The organism is Sphingomonas sp. SAFR-052, assembly GCF_051965015.1.
GTDB lineage: Bacteria > Pseudomonadota > Alphaproteobacteria > Sphingomonadales > Sphingomonadaceae > Sphingomonas.
On the sequence record NZ_JBQCMO010000004.1, the window covers coordinates 238,563 to 260,016 of the forward strand.

The 21,454-nt window shown below is 67.3% G+C and carries 22 protein-coding genes; 11 read left to right on the top strand and 11 right to left on the bottom strand.

Annotated features, from left to right (window positions below):
- Positions 1-9: 9 nt before the first annotated feature.
- From ACTHQV_RS08970 to ACTHQV_RS08995, 6 genes are all read left to right on the top strand, one after another.
- The gene (locus ACTHQV_RS08970) at positions 10-381 is read left to right on the top strand and encodes a hypothetical protein (RefSeq protein ID WP_440489705.1); all 372 of its coding nucleotides are present in this window, start codon (positions 10-12) and stop codon (positions 379-381) included.
- 138 nt (positions 382-519) lie between these two features.
- The gene (locus tag ACTHQV_RS08975) at positions 520-702 is read left to right on the top strand and encodes a hypothetical protein (protein WP_440489707.1); all 183 of its coding nucleotides are present in this window, start codon (positions 520-522) and stop codon (positions 700-702) included.
- A gap of 85 nt (positions 703-787) precedes the next feature.
- Positions 788-1,204 (top strand): hypothetical protein, encoded by a 417-nt coding sequence (locus tag ACTHQV_RS08980; RefSeq protein WP_440489708.1) that lies wholly within the window; start codon positions 788-790, stop codon positions 1,202-1,204.
- A 182-nt stretch (positions 1,205-1,386) separates the two neighbouring features.
- Positions 1,387-1,599 carry a cold-shock protein gene (locus ACTHQV_RS08985; protein WP_242194904.1) on the top strand — a complete coding sequence of 71 codons (213 nt, stop codon included), beginning with the start codon at positions 1,387-1,389 and terminating at the stop codon, positions 1,597-1,599.
- 62 nt (positions 1,600-1,661) lie between these two features.
- Positions 1,662-1,871: a hypothetical protein gene (locus ACTHQV_RS08990; RefSeq protein WP_440489710.1), complete on the top strand. Its 210-nt coding sequence runs from the start codon at positions 1,662-1,664 to the stop codon at positions 1,869-1,871.
- Between the two features lie 97 nt (positions 1,872-1,968).
- The gene (locus tag ACTHQV_RS08995; RefSeq protein WP_440489711.1) at positions 1,969-2,253 is read left to right on the top strand and encodes a hypothetical protein; all 285 of its coding nucleotides are present in this window, start codon (positions 1,969-1,971) and stop codon (positions 2,251-2,253) included.
- Positions 2,254-2,256: 3 nt separating this feature from the next.
- On the opposite strand, the gene ACTHQV_RS09000 is transcribed toward ACTHQV_RS08995, so the two are convergent.
- Genes ACTHQV_RS09000 through ACTHQV_RS09040 form a run of 9 tightly spaced genes read right to left on the bottom strand, consistent with a single transcriptional unit; the run spans position 2,257 to position 10,368 of the window.
- Positions 2,257-4,287: a TonB-dependent receptor plug domain-containing protein gene (locus tag ACTHQV_RS09000; RefSeq protein WP_440489712.1), complete on the bottom strand. Its 2,031-nt coding sequence runs from the start codon at positions 4,285-4,287 to the stop codon at positions 2,257-2,259.
- 21 nt (positions 4,288-4,308) lie between these two features.
- Positions 4,309-4,656, bottom strand: coding sequence for a HesB/IscA family protein (locus ACTHQV_RS09005; protein WP_440489714.1), 348 nt, complete (start codon positions 4,654-4,656; stop codon positions 4,309-4,311).
- The gene (locus ACTHQV_RS09010; RefSeq protein ID WP_440489715.1) at positions 4,656-5,120 is read right to left on the bottom strand and encodes an SUF system Fe-S cluster assembly protein; all 465 of its coding nucleotides are present in this window, start codon (positions 5,118-5,120) and stop codon (positions 4,656-4,658) included. Before ACTHQV_RS09010 ends, ACTHQV_RS09005 begins: the two co-directional genes overlap by 1 nt.
- On the bottom strand, positions 5,117-6,340 hold the full coding sequence (locus tag ACTHQV_RS09015; RefSeq protein ID WP_440489717.1) for a cysteine desulfurase: 1,224 nt from the start codon (positions 6,338-6,340) through the stop codon (positions 5,117-5,119). The genes ACTHQV_RS09010 and ACTHQV_RS09015 overlap by 4 nt, the downstream gene beginning before the upstream one ends.
- Positions 6,319-7,395 (bottom strand): SufD family Fe-S cluster assembly protein, encoded by a 1,077-nt coding sequence (locus tag ACTHQV_RS09020; RefSeq protein WP_440489719.1) that lies wholly within the window; start codon positions 7,393-7,395, stop codon positions 6,319-6,321. Before ACTHQV_RS09020 ends, ACTHQV_RS09015 begins: the two co-directional genes overlap by 22 nt.
- On the bottom strand, positions 7,395-8,138 hold the full coding sequence (gene sufC / locus ACTHQV_RS09025; protein ID WP_440489721.1) for a Fe-S cluster assembly ATPase SufC: 744 nt from the start codon (positions 8,136-8,138) through the stop codon (positions 7,395-7,397). Before sufC ends, ACTHQV_RS09020 begins: the two co-directional genes overlap by 1 nt.
- Positions 8,139-8,183: 45 nt before the next feature.
- Positions 8,184-8,480: a hypothetical protein gene (locus ACTHQV_RS09030; RefSeq protein WP_440489722.1), complete on the bottom strand. Its 297-nt coding sequence runs from the start codon at positions 8,478-8,480 to the stop codon at positions 8,184-8,186.
- Positions 8,477-9,940 carry a Fe-S cluster assembly protein SufB gene (sufB, locus tag ACTHQV_RS09035; protein ID WP_242116085.1) on the bottom strand — a complete coding sequence of 488 codons (1,464 nt, stop codon included), beginning with the start codon at positions 9,938-9,940 and terminating at the stop codon, positions 8,477-8,479. The genes ACTHQV_RS09030 and sufB overlap by 4 nt, the downstream gene beginning before the upstream one ends.
- Complete coding sequence (locus tag ACTHQV_RS09040) at positions 9,940-10,368, bottom strand: RrF2 family transcriptional regulator (RefSeq protein WP_440489724.1); 429 nt, start codon at positions 10,366-10,368, stop codon at positions 9,940-9,942. The genes sufB and ACTHQV_RS09040 overlap by 1 nt, the downstream gene beginning before the upstream one ends.
- A 459-nt stretch (positions 10,369-10,827) precedes the next feature.
- On the opposite strand from ACTHQV_RS09040, the gene ACTHQV_RS09045 reads away from it, so the two are divergent.
- Entirely contained in the window at positions 10,828-11,814 is a 987-nt protein-coding gene (locus ACTHQV_RS09045) for a quinone-dependent dihydroorotate dehydrogenase (RefSeq protein WP_440489726.1), read from the top strand.
- Positions 11,814-12,491: an HPP family protein gene (locus ACTHQV_RS09050; protein ID WP_440489944.1), complete on the top strand. Its 678-nt coding sequence runs from the start codon at positions 11,814-11,816 to the stop codon at positions 12,489-12,491. The genes ACTHQV_RS09045 and ACTHQV_RS09050 overlap by 1 nt, the downstream gene beginning before the upstream one ends.
- 32 nt (positions 12,492-12,523) lie before the next feature.
- Here ACTHQV_RS09050 and ACTHQV_RS09055 read toward each other — a convergent pair whose 3' ends face one another.
- Positions 12,524-14,257, bottom strand: a complete 1,734-nt coding sequence (locus ACTHQV_RS09055) for a gamma-glutamyltransferase family protein (RefSeq protein WP_440489727.1) — start codon at positions 14,255-14,257, stop codon at positions 12,524-12,526.
- Between the two features lie 114 nt (positions 14,258-14,371).
- On the opposite strand from ACTHQV_RS09055, the gene ACTHQV_RS09060 reads away from it, so the two are divergent.
- The 3 genes from ACTHQV_RS09060 to ACTHQV_RS09070 all read left to right on the top strand — a co-directional run bounded on the left by ACTHQV_RS09060 (position 14,372) and on the right by ACTHQV_RS09070 (position 18,334).
- Positions 14,372-16,162, top strand: coding sequence for an AMP-dependent synthetase/ligase (locus ACTHQV_RS09060; protein ID WP_440489728.1), 1,791 nt, complete (start codon positions 14,372-14,374; stop codon positions 16,160-16,162).
- A gap of 576 nt (positions 16,163-16,738) precedes the next feature.
- Positions 16,739-17,065, top strand: a complete 327-nt coding sequence (locus tag ACTHQV_RS09065; protein WP_440489729.1) for a hypothetical protein — start codon at positions 16,739-16,741, stop codon at positions 17,063-17,065.
- Positions 17,066-17,119: 54 nt separating this feature from the next.
- Positions 17,120-18,334 carry an MFS transporter gene (locus ACTHQV_RS09070; RefSeq protein ID WP_440489731.1) on the top strand — a complete coding sequence of 405 codons (1,215 nt, stop codon included), beginning with the start codon at positions 17,120-17,122 and terminating at the stop codon, positions 18,332-18,334.
- Positions 18,335-18,464: 130 nt separating this feature from the next.
- Here the strand turns inward: ACTHQV_RS09070 and ACTHQV_RS09075 are convergent, their stop codons facing one another.
- Entirely contained in the window at positions 18,465-21,368 is a 2,904-nt protein-coding gene (locus ACTHQV_RS09075) for a M16 family metallopeptidase (protein WP_440489732.1), read from the bottom strand.
- Positions 21,369-21,454 lie beyond the last annotated feature (86 nt).

The following is a 21,454-nucleotide window of genomic DNA, read 5'->3' on the forward strand; positions in this document are numbered from 1 at the left end:
GGAGGGAATATGGGTCCTTGGCGGGAGGATTTCGTCGCGGGACTGGAACTGTTCGGGCGGGTAAGCGCCGAGATGCAGCGGCGGGATTGTACCCGGCCTGTATTGGTCGGTGGGGCGGCGGTCGAAATCTATTCGGGCGGCATTATCGCTACCGGAGATTTCGACATCGTCGTCGGTCGTGACGACGTGTTGGAGGATGTGTTCGTCGCGATGGGATTCGAACGACCGCGTGGTGCGGGTGTCGCCACCCGCGGCTGGGTGTATCGCGATTTGCAGCTGGGGTTCGAGATCGTAGACTCCGTGCTGCCGATCGCAGCCGGGTGCGAATGTTTTCCTCCCGCGCCGAAGACAATTTCGAAATCATTTCGGTCGAAGACCTGATCGCGGATCGCATGGGTCAATATGCGTCGGGCAGCGCCCCGGATATGCTGGGGCAGGCGGAAATACTGTTCGACCTTTATTACGATGCGGACATGGACTATCTAGAACGCCGGATACGCGAAGAAACGTTGAACGAACATGGCATCGCAACCCTCCGCTCCCGCCGTCAAGGCGATGACGCTCGAGGCGTTCGGGCGTGAGTTGACGCGTCGCCGCGCCGCGCTCGGCAATCCCGAGCTGCCGCGCAATGCCGGGAACAACCGGACCGAGAGCAAGCGTGCGCTATTGGCCGCGATCGAGGCGGCGGGCGGGCGCTGGTAAAGCCCGACACCGCATAAGATTCACGGAACAACCCCCCGCGCACGGCATTCGGGCTTGATCGATATCAAGCGAAGGACCTGTCGACATGCGTGCGCTTACCCTCGGCCTCGTCGCCGCTGCTACCCTGGTTTCCGGCTGTTCCGACTATGGTCTGGGCGGCGGCGGTCCGCGCTATGCCGATGCCGGCTATGGCCGCTACGACTATGACCGGCCCGACCCCGCCTATAACGGCTATGATGCCGCGCGCTATTATCGCGACGACCGTCGCTATCGCGAACGGCGTCTGTCGCAGAACGACCGGGTCTATGTCGGACAGGATGGCCGCTATTATTGCCGCCGCAACGACGGCACGACCGGCCTGATCGTCGGCGGGATCGCTGGCGGCGTGCTGGGCACGGCACTGCGGCCGGGCGGGTCGGGACTGCTGGGCGCGCTGCTCGGCGGTGCGGCGGGTGCCGCCGGTGGGCAGGCGATCGATCGCAACAACGTGCGCTGCCGCTGATCCTTCCCCTCGAGACCTGTCGATCGGTCCGTTCCCTTGCAAGGGGGCGGGCCGATCCCCATTTAATTCATGCTACAGTCGCAAATCGATGGTGTCCTGCTTTGCGGCAAGTTCCTTCTTTCCCTGCTGCCTACGGCACGGGTGACGGGCGTTCCGCCGCCCGCTCTACGAAAGGAACCTGCATGGCCACGCTTGGCACCGTCAAATTCTTTAACATCGACAAGGGCTATGGCTTCATCGCGCCCGACAATGGCGGCGGCGATGCCTTCGTCCATATCTCGGCGGTCGAGCGCGCCGGGATGGTGACGCTGAACCAGAACCAGCGCGTCGGATACGAGTTGGAAGAGGATCGCCGCGGTCGCGTGAGCGCGGTGAACCTGACCGCCGCCGACTGATCTGCCTTGCGCGGGCGGACGGTCCGCCCGCGCATCCCTCCAGCACGTAAAGGTCCCGCCCCTTGGCCGATACCGCCGAAGCCTACCGCGCCCGCGCCGCCGTCGAACGCGCCAATGCCGATGCCGCGACGCTCGACAATGTCCGCGACCGTTGCCGCCGTGCCGAACTCGCTTGGACCGAAATGGCCGAGCGGGCGGAGCGCACGACCGAACAGCGCCTGATCCGTGAAGCCGCCACCGTGCGCCGGGCCGAAACGCTGGCGCAGGATTGAACCTGCGCGGCGTCCGGTCGTTGGACCGGACGACAAGCGAAAGGTAAGATCGATGGCCAAGCATAAGAAACAAAAGCCGAAATCGCGGAAGGCCGGGGTGTCGACGCTCCGGACCGTGGCGTTGGGCGTGGGGGGGATCGCGATCGGGCTGTTCGGCGTCCTGCTCGCCAGGCGCAAGGCCCCGAGCGAAGGCCATGCCGCACCCGATCTCGCTCTCGACAAGCCGCATCCGACCGCAACCGACCGAGCCCCCGAAGCCTTCCGCCCCGATCCGACCGCCGCGGTGCCGGAATCGGAGCGTGAGGCGCTGCGTCCCGCGACCGGGCCGGTCCCGTCAATGGTCGAGCCGCGCGGCAGCATGGCGTCGCAGACTGGCGCGTAAGCGCTACGCGCCGAAGCGGACCCCAATCCACAAGGTGCGCGGCGATGCGCGTTCGACCACGCCATCGCCGCCGACCGCCGCCTCGATCCGGGTGTCGGTAATGTTCTCCGCCCTGCCCTCCAGCGACAGCCGTCGGAACAGTGGGACGGTCACGACGGCGTCGAGCGTGGTCGCAGCGGCCAGCCGTCGGAGGTTAGCATCATCCTCAAACTGATCGGACAGGTAGCGTAGCGTCGCTGCGGCCTGCCACCCGCCCTGCCGCCAGCCAAGCGTCGCCGAGCCGCTGTGCGCCGGGGTCTGCGCCGGGCGCAGGCCGTCCAGCGCGCCACCGTCGACGACCCGCGCGTCGGTATAGGCGTAGGAAAGGCGCGCTTCCCACGCGCCCCAGCCGGTCGAGGCGTCGAGCTCGGCCCCGAGCACCCGGACATGGTCGAGATTGGCACGGCGGCGGAAAACTCCGGCGGCCGAGACGAAGCCGACGCCCGGAAAGGTGCCGGGTCCATTGGCGACGGTGACGTTGGCGATCGCGTCGCGCAGATCGTTGGCGAAACCGGTCGCGGCGATGCGGGTACGTGCGGCGGGACGCAGTTCGACGCCGACCTCCCCGCCCCACAAGGTTTCGGGCGACAGCGCGGCATTGGCGGCGGTCGCATCGGCGCCGACCCGAAACGGGCGATAAAGTTCGTTGAGCGTCGGCAGCCGCCAGCCGCGATAGCCCGCCGCGCGGAGCGTGACTGCGGGATCGAGCGTCCACGCCACCCCTGCCCGCCCGGTCGGCTGCCAACCGCTGCGAGTGGCGAAACGCTGGTCGGTCAGCGCCGCGCCGGTCAGCAGCGCCTCCTGCAAGCGCCCCTGACCGATCGTCCAGCGATCGATCCGGCCACCGGCGCTGACGACGACATCGCCGGTCACCAGACTGGCATCGGCGAAAAGCCCACCGGTCGTGTTGCGTCCGCCCGCCACCCGCCGCCGGGTCGGGTTACCGGCGACATAGCTATAAAGTTCCTGCGTCTCGCCGGAGACGACGCGGACGTCGCCGCCGAGGCGCAACGATACCGGGCCGAGTGTGGGCGCGATCTCTGCCCGGCCGCCGATGCCGGTCGCGGGGACATTATACTGGTCGAGCGTCAATGCCGTCGTCGCGCGCCCTGCCCCGACGCTGGCGAAGCGGCTCGCAAAGGCGCGGGTCTGGAGATAGCCGAGCAGCGACCAGCCGGTGGTGCCGCGCCCGACCAGCCGGATGCTGGCGTCGGCGCCCTCGCTGCGATTGTCGGTGAAGTCGAGGCCGCGGTCGCGACGGTCGGTGAAGGCGGAGACGTTCGCCTGCAACTCGCTTGCCGCGCCGACCTGTACGACCGCGCGAGCTGCGGCGCTGGCCTGTTCATACGGGGCGGCGCGATCGGCGGGACCACGGCTGCCGGCAACGATGGGGATGAAGCCGTCGCCGCGGGCATAGGCGCCGGACACGGTCGCGAAGCCGCCGTTGCGGGTCAGGCCAGCGGCGCCCCGCGCATCGAGCGACTCCCGACTACCGACGCTCAGCGATCCGTCGAGCGGTGACAGGTCGTCGGGGGTGGCGCTGTCGAGTTCGATCGTGCCGGCCAGCGCGCCCGGCCCCGCTACGCCGCTGCCGCCGCCGCGCGTGACGCGCACCCGGCTCAGCCGATCGGTGGCATAGGCGGGAAAGGCGACCCAGCCGCCGAACGGATCGGCCTGCGGCACACCGTCGAGCAGCAGCAGCGCACGGCTCGACGCATTGCCGCCGAGGCCGCGCAGGGTAATGCCCTGGCTGGTCGGGTTGGCGGTACGCGAGTCCGATCGGCGGAATTGCTGCAGCCCGGCCACATCGCGCAGCACATCCTCGACCCGGCCGCTGGCCGACGACAGGATGCGGTCGCGGTCGATCGTAACGATGTCATAGACGCGGTCGCCCGGCGCATCGGCAAGGCCGCGTCCGGTGACGACGATCTCCGGCACGTCCTGCGCCGCCGCCACGCCCGGCCATGCGGCCAGCACCCACAAGATACGCTTCACGCCTGTCCCCCAATGGGACGATCAGACCGTAAAGCTCTCCCCGCACCCGCACGCGCCCTTGGCGTTCGGATTGGCGAAGACGAAGCCCGCGGTGAAATCGTCCTCGACCCAGTCCATCGTCGAACCGATGAGGTAGAGGATCGATCCGCCATCGACGAAGAAGGTGCCGCCCGGCGTTTCGATCCGTTCGTCCATCGGATTAGCGGCGGTGACGTAATCGACCGAATAGGCGAGCCCTGAACAGCCGCGGCGCGGCGTCGACAGCTTGACGCCGATCGCGTCCGTCGGCGCCTTCGCCATCAGATCGGCGACGCGGCGTTCGGCGTTCGGGGTGAGGTTGATCGCGGCAGGGCGGACGCGCGTGGCCATTACAGCATTCCCAGTTCAAGCTTGGCGTCGTCAGACATCTTCTGCGGGTCCCATGGCGGATCCCAGACGAGGTTGACGTCGGCGGTCGAGACGCCGGGCACCGCCGAGACACGCAGTTCGACCTCGGCCGGCATCGACTCCGCGACCGGGCAATGCGGCGTGGTCAGCGTCATCGTTACCGCGACATGGCCGTTGTCCGCGACGTCGACGCCGTAGATCAGGCCGAGATCATAGATGTTGACCGGGATCTCGGGATCGAAAATTTCCTTCAACGAGGCGATGACCGCTTCGTACAGATCACCGCCCGGCTCTCCCGCCGGTTGCGGTTCGGGCTTTTGTGCCAGAAATCCTTCGAGATAGTCGCGGCGACGCGGCGGCGCCTCCTCCGCATCGGTCACGCGCGCGCGGGGCGGCGCGGGCACTGCGCTCACCTCCTCGACTTCGAAATGGCGTTCCTCGTTCATCCGAAAATCCTGCTTACCCGTTCCAGTCCGCGCACCAGCGCATCGACATCGGCCCGACCGTTATACACGCCGAAGCTTGCCCGCGCGGTGGCGGTGACGCCCAGCACATCCATCAGCGGCTGTGCGCAATGATGGCCGGCACGGATCGCGACGCGTTCCTCGTCCAAGATGGTGCCGACATCGTGCGGATGCACCCCCTCCACCACGAAACTGACGATTCCGGCGGCATCGTCCGGCCCCAGCAGCCGGACCGAGTTGATCCGGCCCAGCGCTTCGCGGGTCGCGGTCACCAAAGCTGCTTCATGGCCGTGGATCGCGTCCAGCCCGATGCTCTCGACATAGTCGATCGCGGCATGCAGGCCCAGCGCGCCGACGATATGTGGAGTCCCCGCCTCGAACCGTGCGGGCGGCGGGGCATAGGTGGTGCGTTCGAAGGTCACGCGATCGATCATCGCGCCGCCGCCCTGCACCGGATGCATCGCCTCGAGCAGGTCGGCGCGGCCCCACAGCACGCCGATGCCGGTCGGGCCGTACAGCTTGTGGCCCGAAAAGACGTAGAAGTCGCAGTCGAGCGCGGCGACATCGACCGCGATCCGCGGCACCGCCTGACACCCGTCGAGCAGCAGCTTTGCACCGGCCGAATGGGCGATGTCGGCGGCGCGGCGGGCGTCGAGGACCGATCCAAGCACGTTCGACACATGCGCCAGCGATACCAGCTTATGCTCCGGCCGGATCATCGTCGCCATCGCATCGAGATCGATCCGCCCGTCCTGCGTCAACGGGACGACGTCGATCGCCACGCCGATCCGCTCGGCGACCAACTGCCACGGCACGATGTTCGAATGATGCTCGAGCATCGACAAGAGGATGCGGTCGCCAGCCTTCAGGTGGCGCTCCGCCCATCCCTGTGCGACCAGATTAATCCCCTCGGTCGCGCCGCGCACGAACACGCATTCTTCCGGCGCGCCGGCACCGAGGAAGGTCGCAACGCGACGGCGTGCCGCTTCATAGGCGAGCGTCATGTCGGCCGAGCGCTGATACACGCCGCGATGCACGGTGGCATAGGTCGTGTCATAGGCGCGGGTGATCGCGTCGATCACGGCCCGCGGCTTTTGCGAGGTCGCGGCAGTGTCGAGATACGACCAGCCGGCGGGGATCGCCGGAAAGTCGCTGACGCGTTCGAGGGGGGTCGCGCCGGTCAAAGTGCTGCTTCCAGCCATGCATCGGCATCGGCGGCGAACGCTTCGCGCACCGTGTCGTCACCGATCCGGTCGAGCGCGTCGGCGACGAAGGCGGTGGTGAGCAACGCCTTGGCCCGCGCCTCGCTCACACCGCGGCTGCGCAGGTAGAACAGCGCACGGGCGTCGAGTTCGCCGACCGTCGCGCCGTGCGCGCACTTCACGTCGTCGGCAAAGATTTCGAGCTCGGGTTTCAGATTCACCGTCGCCGTCCGCTGCAACAGCAGGCCGCGCAGCGACTGTTCGCCATCGGTCTTCTGCGCGCCCCGCGCCACTTCGACACGGGCGGCGAGGCTCGCCTGGCTGCGATCGGCGGCGACTGCGCGCCAGGTCTGGCGGCTGGAGCCGTTGAGCGCGGCGTGGCGGACGGCGACGGCGCATTCCTGCCGTTGCTGATCGCGGGTCAGCAGCGCGCCGCCATAGTCGACGAACGCTGCATCGCCGTCTAGCGTCAGCTGCGCGTCGATGCGGCTGCCCATGCCACCGGCGCCGAGGAACTGGGTGACGAGGCTGGCGGCTTCGCCCACCACCGCTTCGTCACGGATCGACACGAAGCCGTCCGACTGGAGCAGGCGGACGCTGCGTATCAGCCGTGCACCGCGTTCAAGGTCGATCTGCGTCAGGCGGTTGGTCCAGCCGCTGCCGACATAGGTCTCGACGACCGACGCGACAGCATCCTCATCGAGCGTCAGCCGCGCCGGCAGATGATTCTCGGCACCGGTCGCGATATGGACGATCTGCACCGGATCGACGATCTCCGCCGCCGACAGGTCGATCGACCAGCCCGCCGCGCCCGATGCCTGCACGCCCAGCGGATGCGCGGTGTCGAGTGTCAGCGGAGAGAGCGCGACATGGCCGGGGCTGCTGTGATCGGGTGCATAGACGCCGTCGACGAACAACAGGCGCGGACCGGCAAGGTCGAGCCAATAGCCGTCCGCACTCGCCGCTTCGCTCCGCGACGAAGCGGCGGCGGCGGTCAGCGCGGCAAGGTCTGTCCAGCGGAACGCCTCTTGCGAGTTGGTAGGAAGCGCCGCCATTACGCCGCCACCGCTCCATAGCCTTCGCGTTCCAGCTCGTGCGCCAATTCCGGCCCGCCCGAGCGCACGATGCGGCCATCGGCCAGCACGTGCACGAAGTCGGGCTGCACATAATCGAGCAGCCGCTGATAATGGGTGATAAGGATCACCGCCTTGTCGGGGCTACGCATGATGCGGTTGATGCCGTCGCCGACGATGCGCAGCGCGTCAATGTCGAGGCCGCTGTCGGTTTCGTCGAGGATCGCGAACTTCGGGTCGAGAATACCCATCTGCACCATCTCGTTGCGCTTCTTCTCGCCGCCCGAAAAGCCAACATTCACCGGACGCTTCATCATGTCCATGTCCATGCCAAGCGCGTCGGCCTGCGCGCGGGCGAGCTTCAGGAACTCGGCGCCCGACAGCGGCTTTTCGTCACGCGCGCGGCGCTGGCTGTTCAGGCTCTCGCGCAGGAACTGGACGTTCGACACGCCGGGGATCTCGACCGGATATTGGAAGCCGAGGAACAGGCCGGCGGCGGCACGGGCGTCGGCCTCCATCTCCAGCAGGTCTTCGCCGGCAAAGGTCACGCTGCCCTCGGTCACTTCGTATCCGGGCCGCCCGCCCAGCACATAGCCGAGCGTCGACTTGCCGGCGCCGTTCGGCCCCATGATCGCATGGACCTCGCCCGCATTCACGGTGAGCGACAGGCCCTTCAGAATTTCCTTGCCGTCGATTTCGGCGTGGAGATTGTCGATGTTCAGCATGTTCCGTCCTGTTCGTGCGGGGCCGCGCCCGCGTATCTCAAAAGCTTAGGGCGTCTCGCCAGCGACCGGTTCGGTGCCGAACTCGGCCTCGGCGGCATCCGGGTTGGTCAGCACCGCCTTCATCGACGCATCGATCTTGTCGAGCATCGGAGCATGCGCCTTCGCAACCTTCGCCCGGACGGCCGCGCAGCCCTTCGCGGCGTCGTCGAAAATTGCGACCCGCGCCGCCGCCTCGGTCGGCGGCTTGGCCATGCGCGGATCGGTATTGATCCGCTCCGACAGGCATTCGGCATAGGGCGCGGTCGGCGCGACCGCCTGTAGCGCCAGTGCGAGCAGAATCACCCCACCGACCCTTCGAGGCTGATGCCGAGCAACTTCTGCGCCTCGACCGCGAATTCCATCGGCAGCTGCTGCAGCACCTCGCGCGCGAAGCCGTTGACGATCAGCGCAACCGCCGCCTCCGAATCCAGCCCACGCTGCATCGCGTAGAACATCTGGTCTTCGGAAATCTTCGAGGTGGTTGCTTCATGCTCGATCTGTGCCGAGGGGTTCTTGACCTCGATATACGGCACGGTGTGCGCGCCGCACTGGTCGCCGAGCAACAGGCTGTCGCACTGGGTGAAGTTGCGCACGCCCTCTGCCGAGGGGCCGACGCGCACCAGCCCGCGATAGGTATTGTCACTGCGACCGGCGCTGATCCCCTTCGACACGATGGTCGAACGCGACCCCTTGCCCAAATGGATCATCTTGGTGCCGGTATCGGCCTGTTGCCGGTTGTTGGTGACCGCGACCGAATAGAATTCGCCGACGCTGTTCTCACCGGCCAGCACGCAGGACGGATATTTCCAGGTGATCGCCGAACCGGTTTCGACCTGCGTCCACGATACCTTCGAGTTCTTGCCCTGACACAGCGCGCGCTTGGTCACGAAGTTGTAGATGCCGCCCTTGCCGTTCTCGTCGCCGGGATACCAGTTCTGGACGGTCGAATATTTGATCTCGGCATCGTCCAGCGCAACCAGTTCGACGACCGCCGCGTGCAACTGGTTCTCGTCGCGCATCGGCGCGGTGCAGCCCTCGAGATAGCTGACATAGCTGCCCTTGTCGGCGACGATTAGCGTGCGTTCGAACTGGCCGGTATTCTCGGCGTTGATCCGGAAATAGGTCGACAGCTCCATCGGGCAGCGAACGCCCTCCGGAATGTAGACGAAGGTGCCATCCGAGAAGACCGCGCTGTTCAGCGTCGCGAAGAAGTTGTCGCGCTGCGGTACGACCTTGCCCAGCCATTTGCGGACGAGGTCAGGATATTCGCGGATCGCTTCGCTGATCGAACGGAAGATGACGCCGGCGGCTTCGAGTTCCTTGCGGAACGTCGTCGCGACCGACACGCTGTCGAACACCGCGTCGACCGCGACCTTCCGCGATCCCTCGACCCCGGCGAGCACCTTCTGCTCCTCGATCGGGATGCCGAGCTTTTCGTAGACGCGCAGGATTTCGGGATCGACCTCGTCGAGCGACGACAAAGTCGGCTTCTTCTTCGGCTCCGCGTAATAATAGGCGTCCTGATAATCGATCGGATCGATGTTCAGCTTCGACCAGTCGGGCGCCTCCATCGTCTGCCACAGACGGAACGCCTTCAGCCGCCAGTCGAGCATCCATTCGGGCTCGTTCTTCTTGGCGCTGATATAGCGGACCGTATCCTCGCTCAGCCCCTTGGGCGCGAAGTCCTGTTCGATGTCCGAGGAGAAACCCCACTCGTACTTCTTGTTCGCGGCGGCGAGCGCCTCGGCATTCTTGGTGGCCATCACACTACCTCTTGGGGCATCGCCCCGGTGTTCGCGAGTTGAGCGAGCGTCACGCCCGCCAGAGCGCCCCGGACCACGGCGTTGACCGTGCCGGCATGGGGTCGGATCATGCAGTTCGTCTCCACCGCGCAATCATGCCGCGCGGCATCGACGCAGGTGGTGAGCGCGATCGGCCCCTCGATCGCCTCGATGATTTGCGCCAGGTCGATCGCGTGGGGCGCGCGGGCAAGGCGGAAACCGCCGCCGGTACCGCGCCCGGTTTCGATCAGCCCGGCGGCGGACAAACGGCTGACCAGCTTCTGCACGGTCGGCAGCGGCAGGCCGGTCTCCTCCGCCAGGACGGTCGCCGTCGCGCGCGCATCCCCACCCCGCCGCGCGGTGGCGGCGAGTAGGACGACGGCATAGTCGGCAAGGCTGGAAAGGCGCATCTGGTCCTTAATCGGATCATTCCGGTCGGATTGGCATGTGGTCGTGGCGGGGCGTAAGGTCAACCGGGTTTGTTTCGATCGTTGTGATCGATTGTTTGGGACGGGAAGGATTCGGTTTCACGCGAAGGTACGAAGGCGCAAAGAACAGGATTGGTTCGCGCAGAGGCGCAAAGGACGCAGAGGGGGTGCCAGGAGCCTTCGACGCTTCTCTTCTGCCGCACACGTCATCCCAGCGAAGGCTGGGATCTCTCCGATAATGGCGTGCGCCTCGCCGCAGAATGCCCCAGCCTTCGCTGGGGCGACGAAATAGCTGGTCCGCTACAGGGTCGGCCGGAAATCCCAAGAGCAACCCCTTTGCGACCTCTGCGCCTCGGCGCGAACCGATCTTCTTCGTGCCTCCGCGCCTTCGCGTGAAACCGAATCTTCCTTCCGACGCCCGCCGACGATAGAGCGCCGCACATGGCCTGGTATCACCCGCTCCTCTTCGCCCTCGACGCCGAACGCGCGCATTCGCTGACGATCGCCATGCTGGAGGCATGGGGGAAGGCCGGGACGCCAATGGCGCCGGGCACTGATGACGCGCATGCGGTGACGGTCGCCGGCATCCGCTTTCCCAATCCGGTCGGGCTGGCGGCGGGTGTCGACAAGGATGCGCGCGCGGTCACGGGCTTTCTCGGCCTCGGTTTCGGCTTCGTCGAGGTCGGCACGCTGACCCCGAAGCCGCAACCGGGCAATCCCAAGCCCCGCATCTTCCGCCTGCCTGAGGACAAGGGCGTGGTGAACCGGCTGGGGTTCAACAATGGCGGGATTGACGCGGCGCTGGCGCGGGTCGCAGCGCTCACCCCCCGCCCCGGCATCATCGGCATCAATGTCGGCGCGAACAAGGATTCGACCGACCGCATTGCCGATTACGGGACGGCGGTCGCGAAGGCGGCGCCGCTGGCCGACTATGTCACCATCAACATTTCCAGCCCCAACACGCCGGGCCTGCGCGACCTGCAATCGCAGCCTGAACTGGGCCAGTTGATCGCTGCCAGCGACGCAGCGCGCCATGTCGGGGGCAAGCGCGTACCGTTGTTCCTGAAGGTCGCGCCCGATCTGTCGCGCGACGGGTTGGAGGTCGCGATCCGTGCGGCGGTCGATGGCGGGGTGGATGCGGTGATCGTGTCGAACACCACCATCTCGCGGCCTACCACGCTGCGGTCGGCGAATGCGAAGGAGACCGGCGGGCTGTCGGGCGCGCCGCTTGCCCCACTGGCGCTCGCCAAGCTCATCGAGGCGCGCGAGATCGCGGACGGCGCGATCCCGCTGATCTCGGCCGGTGGGATCGGGTCGGCGGACGAAACGCGGCGACGGCTGGATGCGGGCGCGAGCCTTGTCCAGCTGTACAGCGCGCTGGTCTATGAAGGGCCGGGTCTGGCGCGGCGGATCGTCGACGGGCTGTGATCCGGCTGTTCCGGCCGTTGCTCGCCAATGCCGGCTTCGGGCGGCGGGTCGTCGCCTGTATTGGCGCCGCGATCGGCATCGCGCTGACCATGGTCGTGTGTTCGCAGGTGCCGTGGATCAAGGGCGACCTGCCGATCATCGTCGCGCCGCTCGGCGCATCGGCAGTGCTGGTGTTCGCGGTACCGGCCAGCCCGCTGGCGCAGCCATGGCCGGTGGTCGGCGGCAACATCCTGTCGACATTGGTCGGCGTGGCGGTGTTTCAGGCGATCCCGAACGTCACGCTCGCCGCCGGGGTCGCGGTCGGCTGCGCGATCCTCGCCATGTCGCTGTGCCGCTGCCTGCACCCGCCGGGCGGGGCGGCGGCGCTGACCGCGGTGATCGGCAGCGCGGGCATTCACGATGCGGGCTATGCCTTCGCCTTCGCGCCGGTCGGGATCAATTCGATCGCTTTGGTGTCGATCGGCATCTTCTATCACCAGATGACCGCGCTCAGCTATCCGCACGAACCGGCGTCGCCGGTCGCGATCGCCGCGGCGGTCGAGCCGGGCGGGGTTCGGGTAGAGGACATCGACGCAGCGCTGGCGGAGACGCCGGATGCCTATGACATCGCGCGCGAGGATTTGGCGCTGTTGCTGGAGCGGGCCGAGCATTTCGCGCAGGTGCGGCGGAGGAAATAAGGGTTCTCCTCCGCGCCTCCGCGTGAACGAACCTACTCGACAATCACCTTGCCCTCACGCCGAGGGTCGAAGCCGCCGTCGATCCTGCCGTCACGCACGATCACGCCGTGCAGGCCCGAATCCTCGCCCTGCCCCGGCTGCAAGCGGATACCCTTGGCGGCGAGCGCGCTCAGGATTTCGGGCGAGAATTTCGTCACCTCTCCCTGAAAGCTGTCGCCGCGCGCGACGAGGTTGGGGAGTGCCAGCGCCTGCTGCATCGGCAGCTTCCATTCGACCGCGCCGATCAGCGACTTGCCGACATAGGCGAGGATGGCGTTGCCGCCCGCCGACCCCAGCGCACCCGCGAACTTGCCCTGCCGGTCGATCATCACCAGCGGCGTCATCGACGATCGCGGCCGTTTGCCGGGTGCAACCGCATTGGCGGCGGCGCGACCCTGCGCGTCGACGGGGGAGAAGGCGAAATCGGTCATCTGGTTGTTCAGGAAGAAGCCGTCGACCATCCGCCCGCTGCCGAAGATGCTTTCGACCGTGGTCGTCATCGACACGACATTGCCCGCCGCATCGCCGACGATGAAGTGCGACGTCCCCGCCGGTTCGCGGGTCGTGTCCGCTGCCGCGGTCACCGCGCCAGCCGGGACACCCGCCGCCGGGGCCGGACCGGCGGTCGCGCCGATCAGCTTCGCGCGTTCCGACAGATAGGCGGGCGCCAAGAGCCCGGCGACCGGCACGTTCACGAACTTCGGATCGCCGACATACAGGTCGCGATCAGCGTACATCAGCCGGCTCGCTTCGGCGAAGAGATACCAGCTTTGCGGGTCGTTCGGTCCGCGCCGGTCGATATCGGTGCGGCCGAGAATGCCGAGCAGCTCGATCAGCCCGACCCCGCTGGAGGGCGGCGGCGGGGTGCAGACGATATAGACACGCCAGTTGGCACACAGCGGATCGCGCTTGATCGCACGATAGCCGGCGAGGTCGGCGAGCGTCATCGTACCGGGCAGCGTACCTGTCGTCGTGCGCGCGACGATGCGTTTCGCGGTCTCGCCGGTATAGAGCGCGTCCGGCCCCTGTTTCGCCAGCCGCTTCAGGAAATCGGCATAGGCGCCGTTCCTGATCTCGTCGCCGGTCGCGGCCAGCGCCCCGCCCTTCCCCCGGAAATAGCGGCGGACATCCTCCGCCTGCAACTGCGGGAAGCGCCCGGTCAGGAACCGGCCGAGCCGCGGCGAGATGACGAAGCCCTTGCGCGCGGTCCGCTCGGCATCGTCGAACAGCTGGCCCCACGCCAGCGCGCCATGATCGGCATGCGCCTGTCCCAGCATCCGCACCGCGCCGGGCACGCCCGTGGCACGACCACCCAGCACCGCCTCGGCAAAGGGCAGCGGCTTGCCGTCCTGCCCCATCAGCATCGTCGGCGTGGCACCCGCCGGGGCGACCTCGCGCCCGTCATAGATTTCGACCTTGCCGGTCTTCGCATTGAAATAGGTCATGAACGCGCCGCCGCCCATGCCCGAGCTCTGCGGTTCGACCAGCGACAGCATCGCCTGCACCGCGATCGCCGCGTCGACCGCGCTGCCGCCGCGGCGCAGCACCGCCATGCCCGCCTCGCTCGCCAGCGGATTGGCCGACACCACGAACTTCTGCTGCTGTCCCGCGACCGGCGCGGCCGGGGCGACGGGGGTCGCGATATCGCGCTTGCCGAACGGCAGCAGGTTGCAGCCCCCCAGCGACAAGGTGGCGAGCAGGGCGGCGGCGATCGTCAGTTTCCTCATGGCCGCCGTGTCTACCCAAGACGATCCGCCCCGTCACCCGCGTTCGGGCCACGTTCGGACATTGCCGAGGCCGTAGCGTCTGCCTACACCCTGTAGCCAGGAGAAGGACGACGAATGGCCCGGCAACTCGAACGATTCCCCAATCTGGTCACGATGTTCTTTACCCGCGCCATCGAGCGCGGCGACGCGCCGTTCCTGTGGAGCAAGACCGGCGGTGAGTGGGTGTCGATCAGCTGGGCCGAGGCGGCACGACAAGTCGCATCGCTCGCGACCGCGCTGAAGGCGATCGGGCTGAAACGCGGCGACCGGGTGATGCTGGTCAGCGAGAACCGGCCCGAATGGTGCATCTCCGACCTCGCCATCATGGCGGCGGGGTGCGTGACCGTGCCGACCTATGTCACCAATACCGTGCGCGACCACGGCCATATCATCGAGAATTCGGGCGCCTGCGCGATCATCGTATCGACCGAGAAGCTGGCGCGCACCGTCCTGCCCGCCGCGCTGCGCGCGACCAATTCGTCGGAAAAGATCATTACGATCGAGCCGATGAAGACCGCGCAGCAGGGCAGCCTCGAATTCCACGACTGGCACGACCTGATCGCGCGGCACCCGGCCGATCCGACGCAGGTCGCGGCGCAGGCCGACTTCACCCGCGACGACCTTGCCTGCATCATCTACACCTCCGGCACCGGCGGGTCCCCGCGCGGGGTGATGCAGCATCACGGTGCGATCCTGCACAACGTCAATGGCTGTTGCGTCGTCATTGCCGAGGATTTCGGCTGGGGCGACGAAGTGTTCCTGTCGTTCCTGCCGCTCAGCCACGCATACGAACATACCGGCGGGCAGTATTTCCCGATCGGGGTCGGCGGGCAAATCTATTACAGCGAAGGGCTCGACAAGCTGGCGAGCAATATCGAGGAAGTGCGCCCGACGCTGATGGTCGTGGTCCCGCGCCTGTTCGAGGTGCTGCGCACGCGGATCACGAAGGGCGTGCAGAAACAGGGGCGGCTATCGGCGTGGCTGCTCGACCAAGCGATCGAGATCGGCGGTCGCGAGGGCGGCCCGCGCCTGACCGACCGTCCTGCCAAGCTGCTGGTCGACACGCTGCTCAAGCCCAAGGTCGCCAAGCGGTTCGGCGGACGGCTGAAGGCGATGGTATCGGGCGGCGCACCGCTCAACCCCGATATCGGCAATTTCTTCGACTCGATGGGACTGTGCCTGCTCCAGGGCTATGGCCAGACCGAAGCCGCGCCGGTCATTTCGTGCAACCGCCCGGCGGCGGGGGTCAAGATGGACACGGTCGGCCCGCCGCTCGCCGAAACCGAGGTCCGCATCGCCGAAGACGGCGAGATCCTGGTGCGCGGCGAGCTGGTCATGCACGGCTATTGGCGCAACGAGGCGGAGACCGCGCGCGTGCTGAAGGACGGATGGCTGCACACCGGCGATATCGGCGAGATTGACGACAAGGGCCGCATCCGCATCACCGATCGCAAGAAGGACATCATCGTCAACGACAAGGGCGACAATGTCGCGCCGCAAAAGGTCGAGGGGATGCTGACCCTGCAGGACGAGATCGCGCAGGCGATGATTGCCGGCGACCGGCGGCCGTACATGGTCGCGGTGATCGTGCCCGACGCCGAATGGACGCAGCAATTCTGCGCGAAGGGCGGCGCCCGCTGCGACTTCGCCCGGCTGCGCGAGGACAGCGACTATCGCGCGTTGCTGGGTGCGGCGGTCGAGCGGGTCAACAAGGACCTGTCGGTCACCGAACGCATCCGCCGCTTCATCATCGCCGACGAACCGTTCACGATCGAGAATCAGCAACTTACGCCGAGTTTGAAGATCCGGCGGCATGTGTTGAAACAGGTGTATGGCGAGCGGCTCGACGCGCTGTACCGGGGGTGACGGAGCGCCAAAGTTCACGAGGTTCACACTCGCGCACATGTTGCGCGGCGCGCGCTCGGCTGGCGACGGCGGGATATGCGGGATCGACGGTGAGAGAGAGCGCGCCTCGCGCATCGCATGCGATCCGGGCTGTAGGAAAGGCGTTTGCAGGCCGGTGGCGCTCGGAAGGTCTTAGACGCTACCCAGCAGCCAGATCGTCACGCCGGGCTCCATCCCGGGTCCCGCCCTTGCGAAGCCCTGCCGAAGGTCCGCTACCCCGTGTCCCCGCGGAGGCGGGGACCCAGGACCACATTCGCAAGCCTTTGTTGTGCGTGGCGCTGGACCCCCGCCTCCGCGGGGGTACGCAAGGGTCCGGGGACAGGTAGTGGACGTTCGAAGGGGTCTCGCCTTTACCGGGGTATCGAAGGGTTCTGCGATCGGCGTAGGCACTTTGCAAAGGCCCCGCTGGGTCAACGTTCAAACGCGCCCCGCCATACCCCATCGATTCAAATAGAATAACTCGCGGCAGCATCACCCTTTCCGATTGACGGCAAGACCCGCTTGCGACAGCCTTCGCAAAAACCGGGGAAAAAGATCATGCTGCTGGCTCTCCTTCTCGCGTTCACCGGAACGCCGGCCGAACTGGTCGATCCGCGACTGCCGCGTCGGCTGGAAAAGGTGAATGTCGGTCGTGATGGCGCGTCGGCGGCAACCGCCTACAAAGTCGACAGCGTCGCTGAAGAATATCGGATCGCCCGCAAGCTCGGCGTGCGAACCCATGGGCAGGCGCTGATCGAACAGGATGGGAGGATGTTCGACATGCTGATGGGTACCGATGCCGATGGCAAAGGTCGCGAATTGTGGTTCGATATTAGCTCCTTCTACGGCGAAGCCGCCCGAGGCATCCTCAAGGCCCTAAAATGACGAATACGTATGGATAGCCGTTTGACCGGTTGATCGATCGCCATCCCCTACCATATGGCCCGCTCGAAATGCTGCGTCGCAGCAAGGAGCGTGCCCGTGACCCGTAACCCTGCCCTCGTCCATCTCGCGCTCGCACTTGGCGGCTTCGCGATCGGGACGACCGAGTTCGCGACGATGAGCCTCGTCCCGTTCTTCGCGCCGGGGCTCGGCATCGATGAACCGACCGCGGGGCATGTCATCAGTGCCTATGCGCTGGGCGTGGTGGTCGGCGCGCCGCTGCTGGCGGTGCTGACCGCGCGGATGGCGCGGCGGACGGTGCTGATCGTGCTGATGGCATGTTTCGGGATCGCCAATGCGGCAAGCGCACTGGCGCCGACCTATGAGGCGATGCTGGTCGCGCGGTTCTTCAGCGGGTTGCCGCATGGTGCCTATTTCGGGATCGCGGCGCTGGTCGCGGCGTCGCTGGTGCCGGCGGAGAAGCGGACGCAGGCGGTCGGGCGGGTCATGCTCGGGCTGACGACGGCGACGATCGTCGGCGTGCCGCTGGCCAATGCGCTGGGACAGGCGATCGGGTGGCGCTGGGGCTTCGGCGTGGTGGCGGTGCTGGCGGCGGCGACGATGGCGATGGTCGCCTGGGCCGCGCCGCACGACCGGCCCGACCGCACCGCCAGTCCGCTGGCCGAATTGGGTGTGCTGCGTTCGGGCCAGTTGTGGCTGACGCTCGGCATCGGCGCGATCGGCTTCGGCGGGATGTTCGCGGTCTATACCTATCTCGCCTCGACGCTGATCGAGGTGACCGGCGCGGGGGCGGCGATGGTGCCGGTCGTGCTGGCGGTGTTCGGCATCGGCATGACCGTCGGCAATCTGGTCGTGCCGCGTTTCGCCGACCGCGCGCTGATGCCGACCGCCGGGGCGCTGTTGCTGTGGAGCGCGGTGACGCTGGCGCTCTATCCGCTGGCGGCGGGGCAGTTGTGGTCGATGCTGGTGATCGTGTTCCTGATTGGCATCGGCGGGGCGCTCGGCACCGTGCTTCAGACGCGGCTGATGGATATTGCCGAGCACGGCCAGAGCCTTGCCGCGTCGCTCAATCATTCGGCGTTCAACACCGCCAATGCGATCGGGCCATGGGCCGGCGGGCTGGCGATCGCCGCTGGCTATGGCTGGACGTCGACCGGGGTGGTCGGGGCCGGGCTGGCGCTGGGCGGGTTTGCAATCTGGGGACTGGCAGTGATGGCCGGGGCGCCGGTTCGGCCGCGGGCGACGGCCTGAAGCTCCTCCCCGGCACGGGGAGGGGGACCATCCGCAGGATGGTGGAGGGGGGTGTCCGCAGGCGATGCGATTGTTGAAGCCCCCCTCCACCACCGCTTCGCGGCGGTCCCCCTCCCCGTGCCGGGGAGGATTATTTCTTCTCCGGGACCACCGCCATCGACCAGTCCTTCGACGGCACCAGATATTTCGCGGCTAGCGCCTGCAGTTCCTCGGGCGTCGTGCCGCGGATGTCGTTGATGATGCCGGGGATCGCCGCCAGCCGCGCCGGATCGCGTGTGCCGCCCTGCGTCTGGTTCATCCAGAACATGTTGCCGCTCGACATGCGCGCGATCAGCTGGATCACCGGCAGCTTGGCGCGGTCGAGTTCGTCGGCCGGTACGGGCGTCTTGACCAGATCGGCGGCCAGTTCGCGGGCGAGGTCGAAGAAGAAGCCGGTCCGATCGGGCGGCACCATGCCGATCGCCATGATCCGCCCGCCACCGGGCAGGCCGACCGGCCAGTTATTGTCGACGTTCGGCGAATAGCTGACCCCCGCCTGGCTGCGCAGCCGGTCGAGCAGCCGGTCGCGGAACACCGCCGCCAGCACCTCCAGCTTGCGGCTTTCGGTTAGGCCGGCGCTGCCGCCGCCGGTGGGCCAAGCGATCGCCGCTGCCGCCTGGTTGGGCTGGCCGCTATGCGTGCGCGTCACCGGCTGGGCGACATGCGCGGGGAAGCGGACCGGCGGTGGCGGGCTGGTGTCCGCCGTGCGCTTGGCCATCGCCCCGATCGTCGCGGCGACCGCATCGATCGCCGCCTGTTGGGTCACGTCGCCGAACACCTGCACCTCGACCGGGCCGGTGGCGAGCAGGGGCGCCCAGAACGCCTTGAAGCTGGCCGGGGTCAACGCCTCGATATCCTTGCGGTCGGGGCTGACCCAGCGCGCGTCGCCGGCGTGGAGCAGTCCTTCGAGATCGCGGCCCATGACGCCATCGGGCGAAGCGCCCAATGCGTCATAGCTCGCCAGCATCACCGCTCGCGCGCGTGCCACCGGCTTGGGGTCCCAGGCGGGCGATTGCAGCTTGGCGGCGATCAGCTTCAGCTGGTCGGTCAGGTCGGCGGCGGTGGTGGTCCCGGCCATGATGAACGCGTCGTCGTCGATTCCGAACGACAGCCCGATCTGCCGCCCGCCGGTCAGCCGGTCGAGCTCCTCCTGCCCCAGCACGCCCTTCGGCGTCTGGATGCCCGATGCGACCAGCGCGAGATCGGCGGCGAAGGCCGGGGTACGGCGGTCGGTCGGCAACGCGTTCAGCCCCCGGCCGAAACGGACGCGGACATAGACCTTGCCCGTCTCCGATTCATTGGGGAACAGCAGCAGCGACGATCCATTGGCGAAATCGACGCGCTCGACCGGCGGATCGGCCAGCGCCATGCTGCGCGTGGTGATCGTGCCAGGCTTGCCGAGCGACGGAAGGCGATCGAAGCCGATCGCCGCCTGCCCGCTGCGCTTGGCGTTGGTGCCGGTGACCTTTTCATTGAGCGCGGCAGTCAGTTTCGCCAGCGTCGTCGGATCGGGGGTGCGGGTGTTGACCAGCGCGCGGGTGGCGGTGCCCTCGAACACCTTCTTCGTCGCCGCCTGGACGCGTGCCGGGGTGAAGAACTTCTTGGTCACCGCCCCTTCGAAGATACGCAGCGACGTCTCCGGCCCGGCGACCGTCTCGCGGATATCGGTCGCGGCGATCAGATTGTCGGCGAGCAGCGCGCCCGCCGTCACCGGCGCGGTGCGGACCTCGTTTTCCATGCCGGCGCGGATCTCGGCGACTTCGCGGTCGATCTCGGCCTGGGTCGGGGGGGTGCTGATCGCGTCGGCAATCGCCTGTCGCACGTCGCGCAGCGCCGCCGCCCAGTCGTCGCCCAGCGGCAGGATCGACACCTGCGTGATGTTCGCCGATCGCGATACGTCGTCGAGATTGGCGCCCGCGGAGATGAAACTTCCTCCGCTGCGCGCCCGGCTCTCCAGCCGCCGGTTGAGTATCCGCAACCCAATCTGGTCCACCATCCGCTCCTGATTAAACAGGATCGTGTCGTCGCCGACCGTCCATGGCCGCAGCACCGCCATCTGCAACAGCGTCGGGATGGTCGGTTCGCTGACCGTCGCCGCGACCGGCTCATTCGCCTTGGGCGATCCGAATTTCGGTTCGGCGGGTGCCGGGCCGGTGCCGGTCCAGGCGGAGAAATGCTTCTTCACCATCGCTTCGAGGATCGCCGGGTCGGCGTCGCCGGCGATGACGATGATCGCACGGTCGGGGCGATACCAGCGGTCGTGGAACGCCTTCACGCTGGCGGCGGTGGCGGCCTGGAGCGTCTCCACGTTGCCGATCGGCGAGCGGTCGGCGAGCGGCTGTCCGGCGAAGAACAGCGCGCGGGTCGCATCGCCCAGCCGTACCTGGGGCCCGGGCTGTTCGCGCTGTTCGGACAGGACGACCGGCCGTTCGGCGTCGAGCGCCGCCTGGCTGAGCGTCGGTTCGGTCATCATGCCCGACAGGATCTTCATGCTCTCGTCGAGGCCGGCGGGCGTCGCCGAGGGCAGGTCGAGCTTGTAGACCGTCTGGGTGAAACTGGTCGATGCGTTGCTGTCGGAGCCGAAGGTGACGCCGAGCCGTTGCCATACCCGTTTCGATTCGCCGTCCGGGACATAGGCCGAGCCGCGGAACGAGAGATGCTCGATCAGGTGGGCGAAACCGCGTTCGCTGTCGGTTTCCATCAACGAGCCCGCACCGATCGCGACGCGGATCGCGATCTGCCCCGGCGGCACGCCATTTTTGCGCACCGCATATTTCAGGCCGTTGGACAGCACGCCGTACGTCCACGACCGGTCGGGCGGAATGTCGCTGCCCTTGAACAGCCACGGCGTGTCGGGTCCCTGTGCCACCGGTTCGAGCGGTGGAAGCTGGCGGGAGGGCGCCGGCGAAGCGGGCGGGGTCTGCGCAGCGAGCGGCGCGGCGATCAGGGCCAGGGTCGAGAACGCGCCCGTGACCAAGCGGAACGGAAATGCCATGCGCCAAGGTGTAGCGTCGTTGCAACGCCCCGACCAGCATCGACAACCGACGCGAAATATAAAGCTGTCGGACCTTCGCCGTTCAG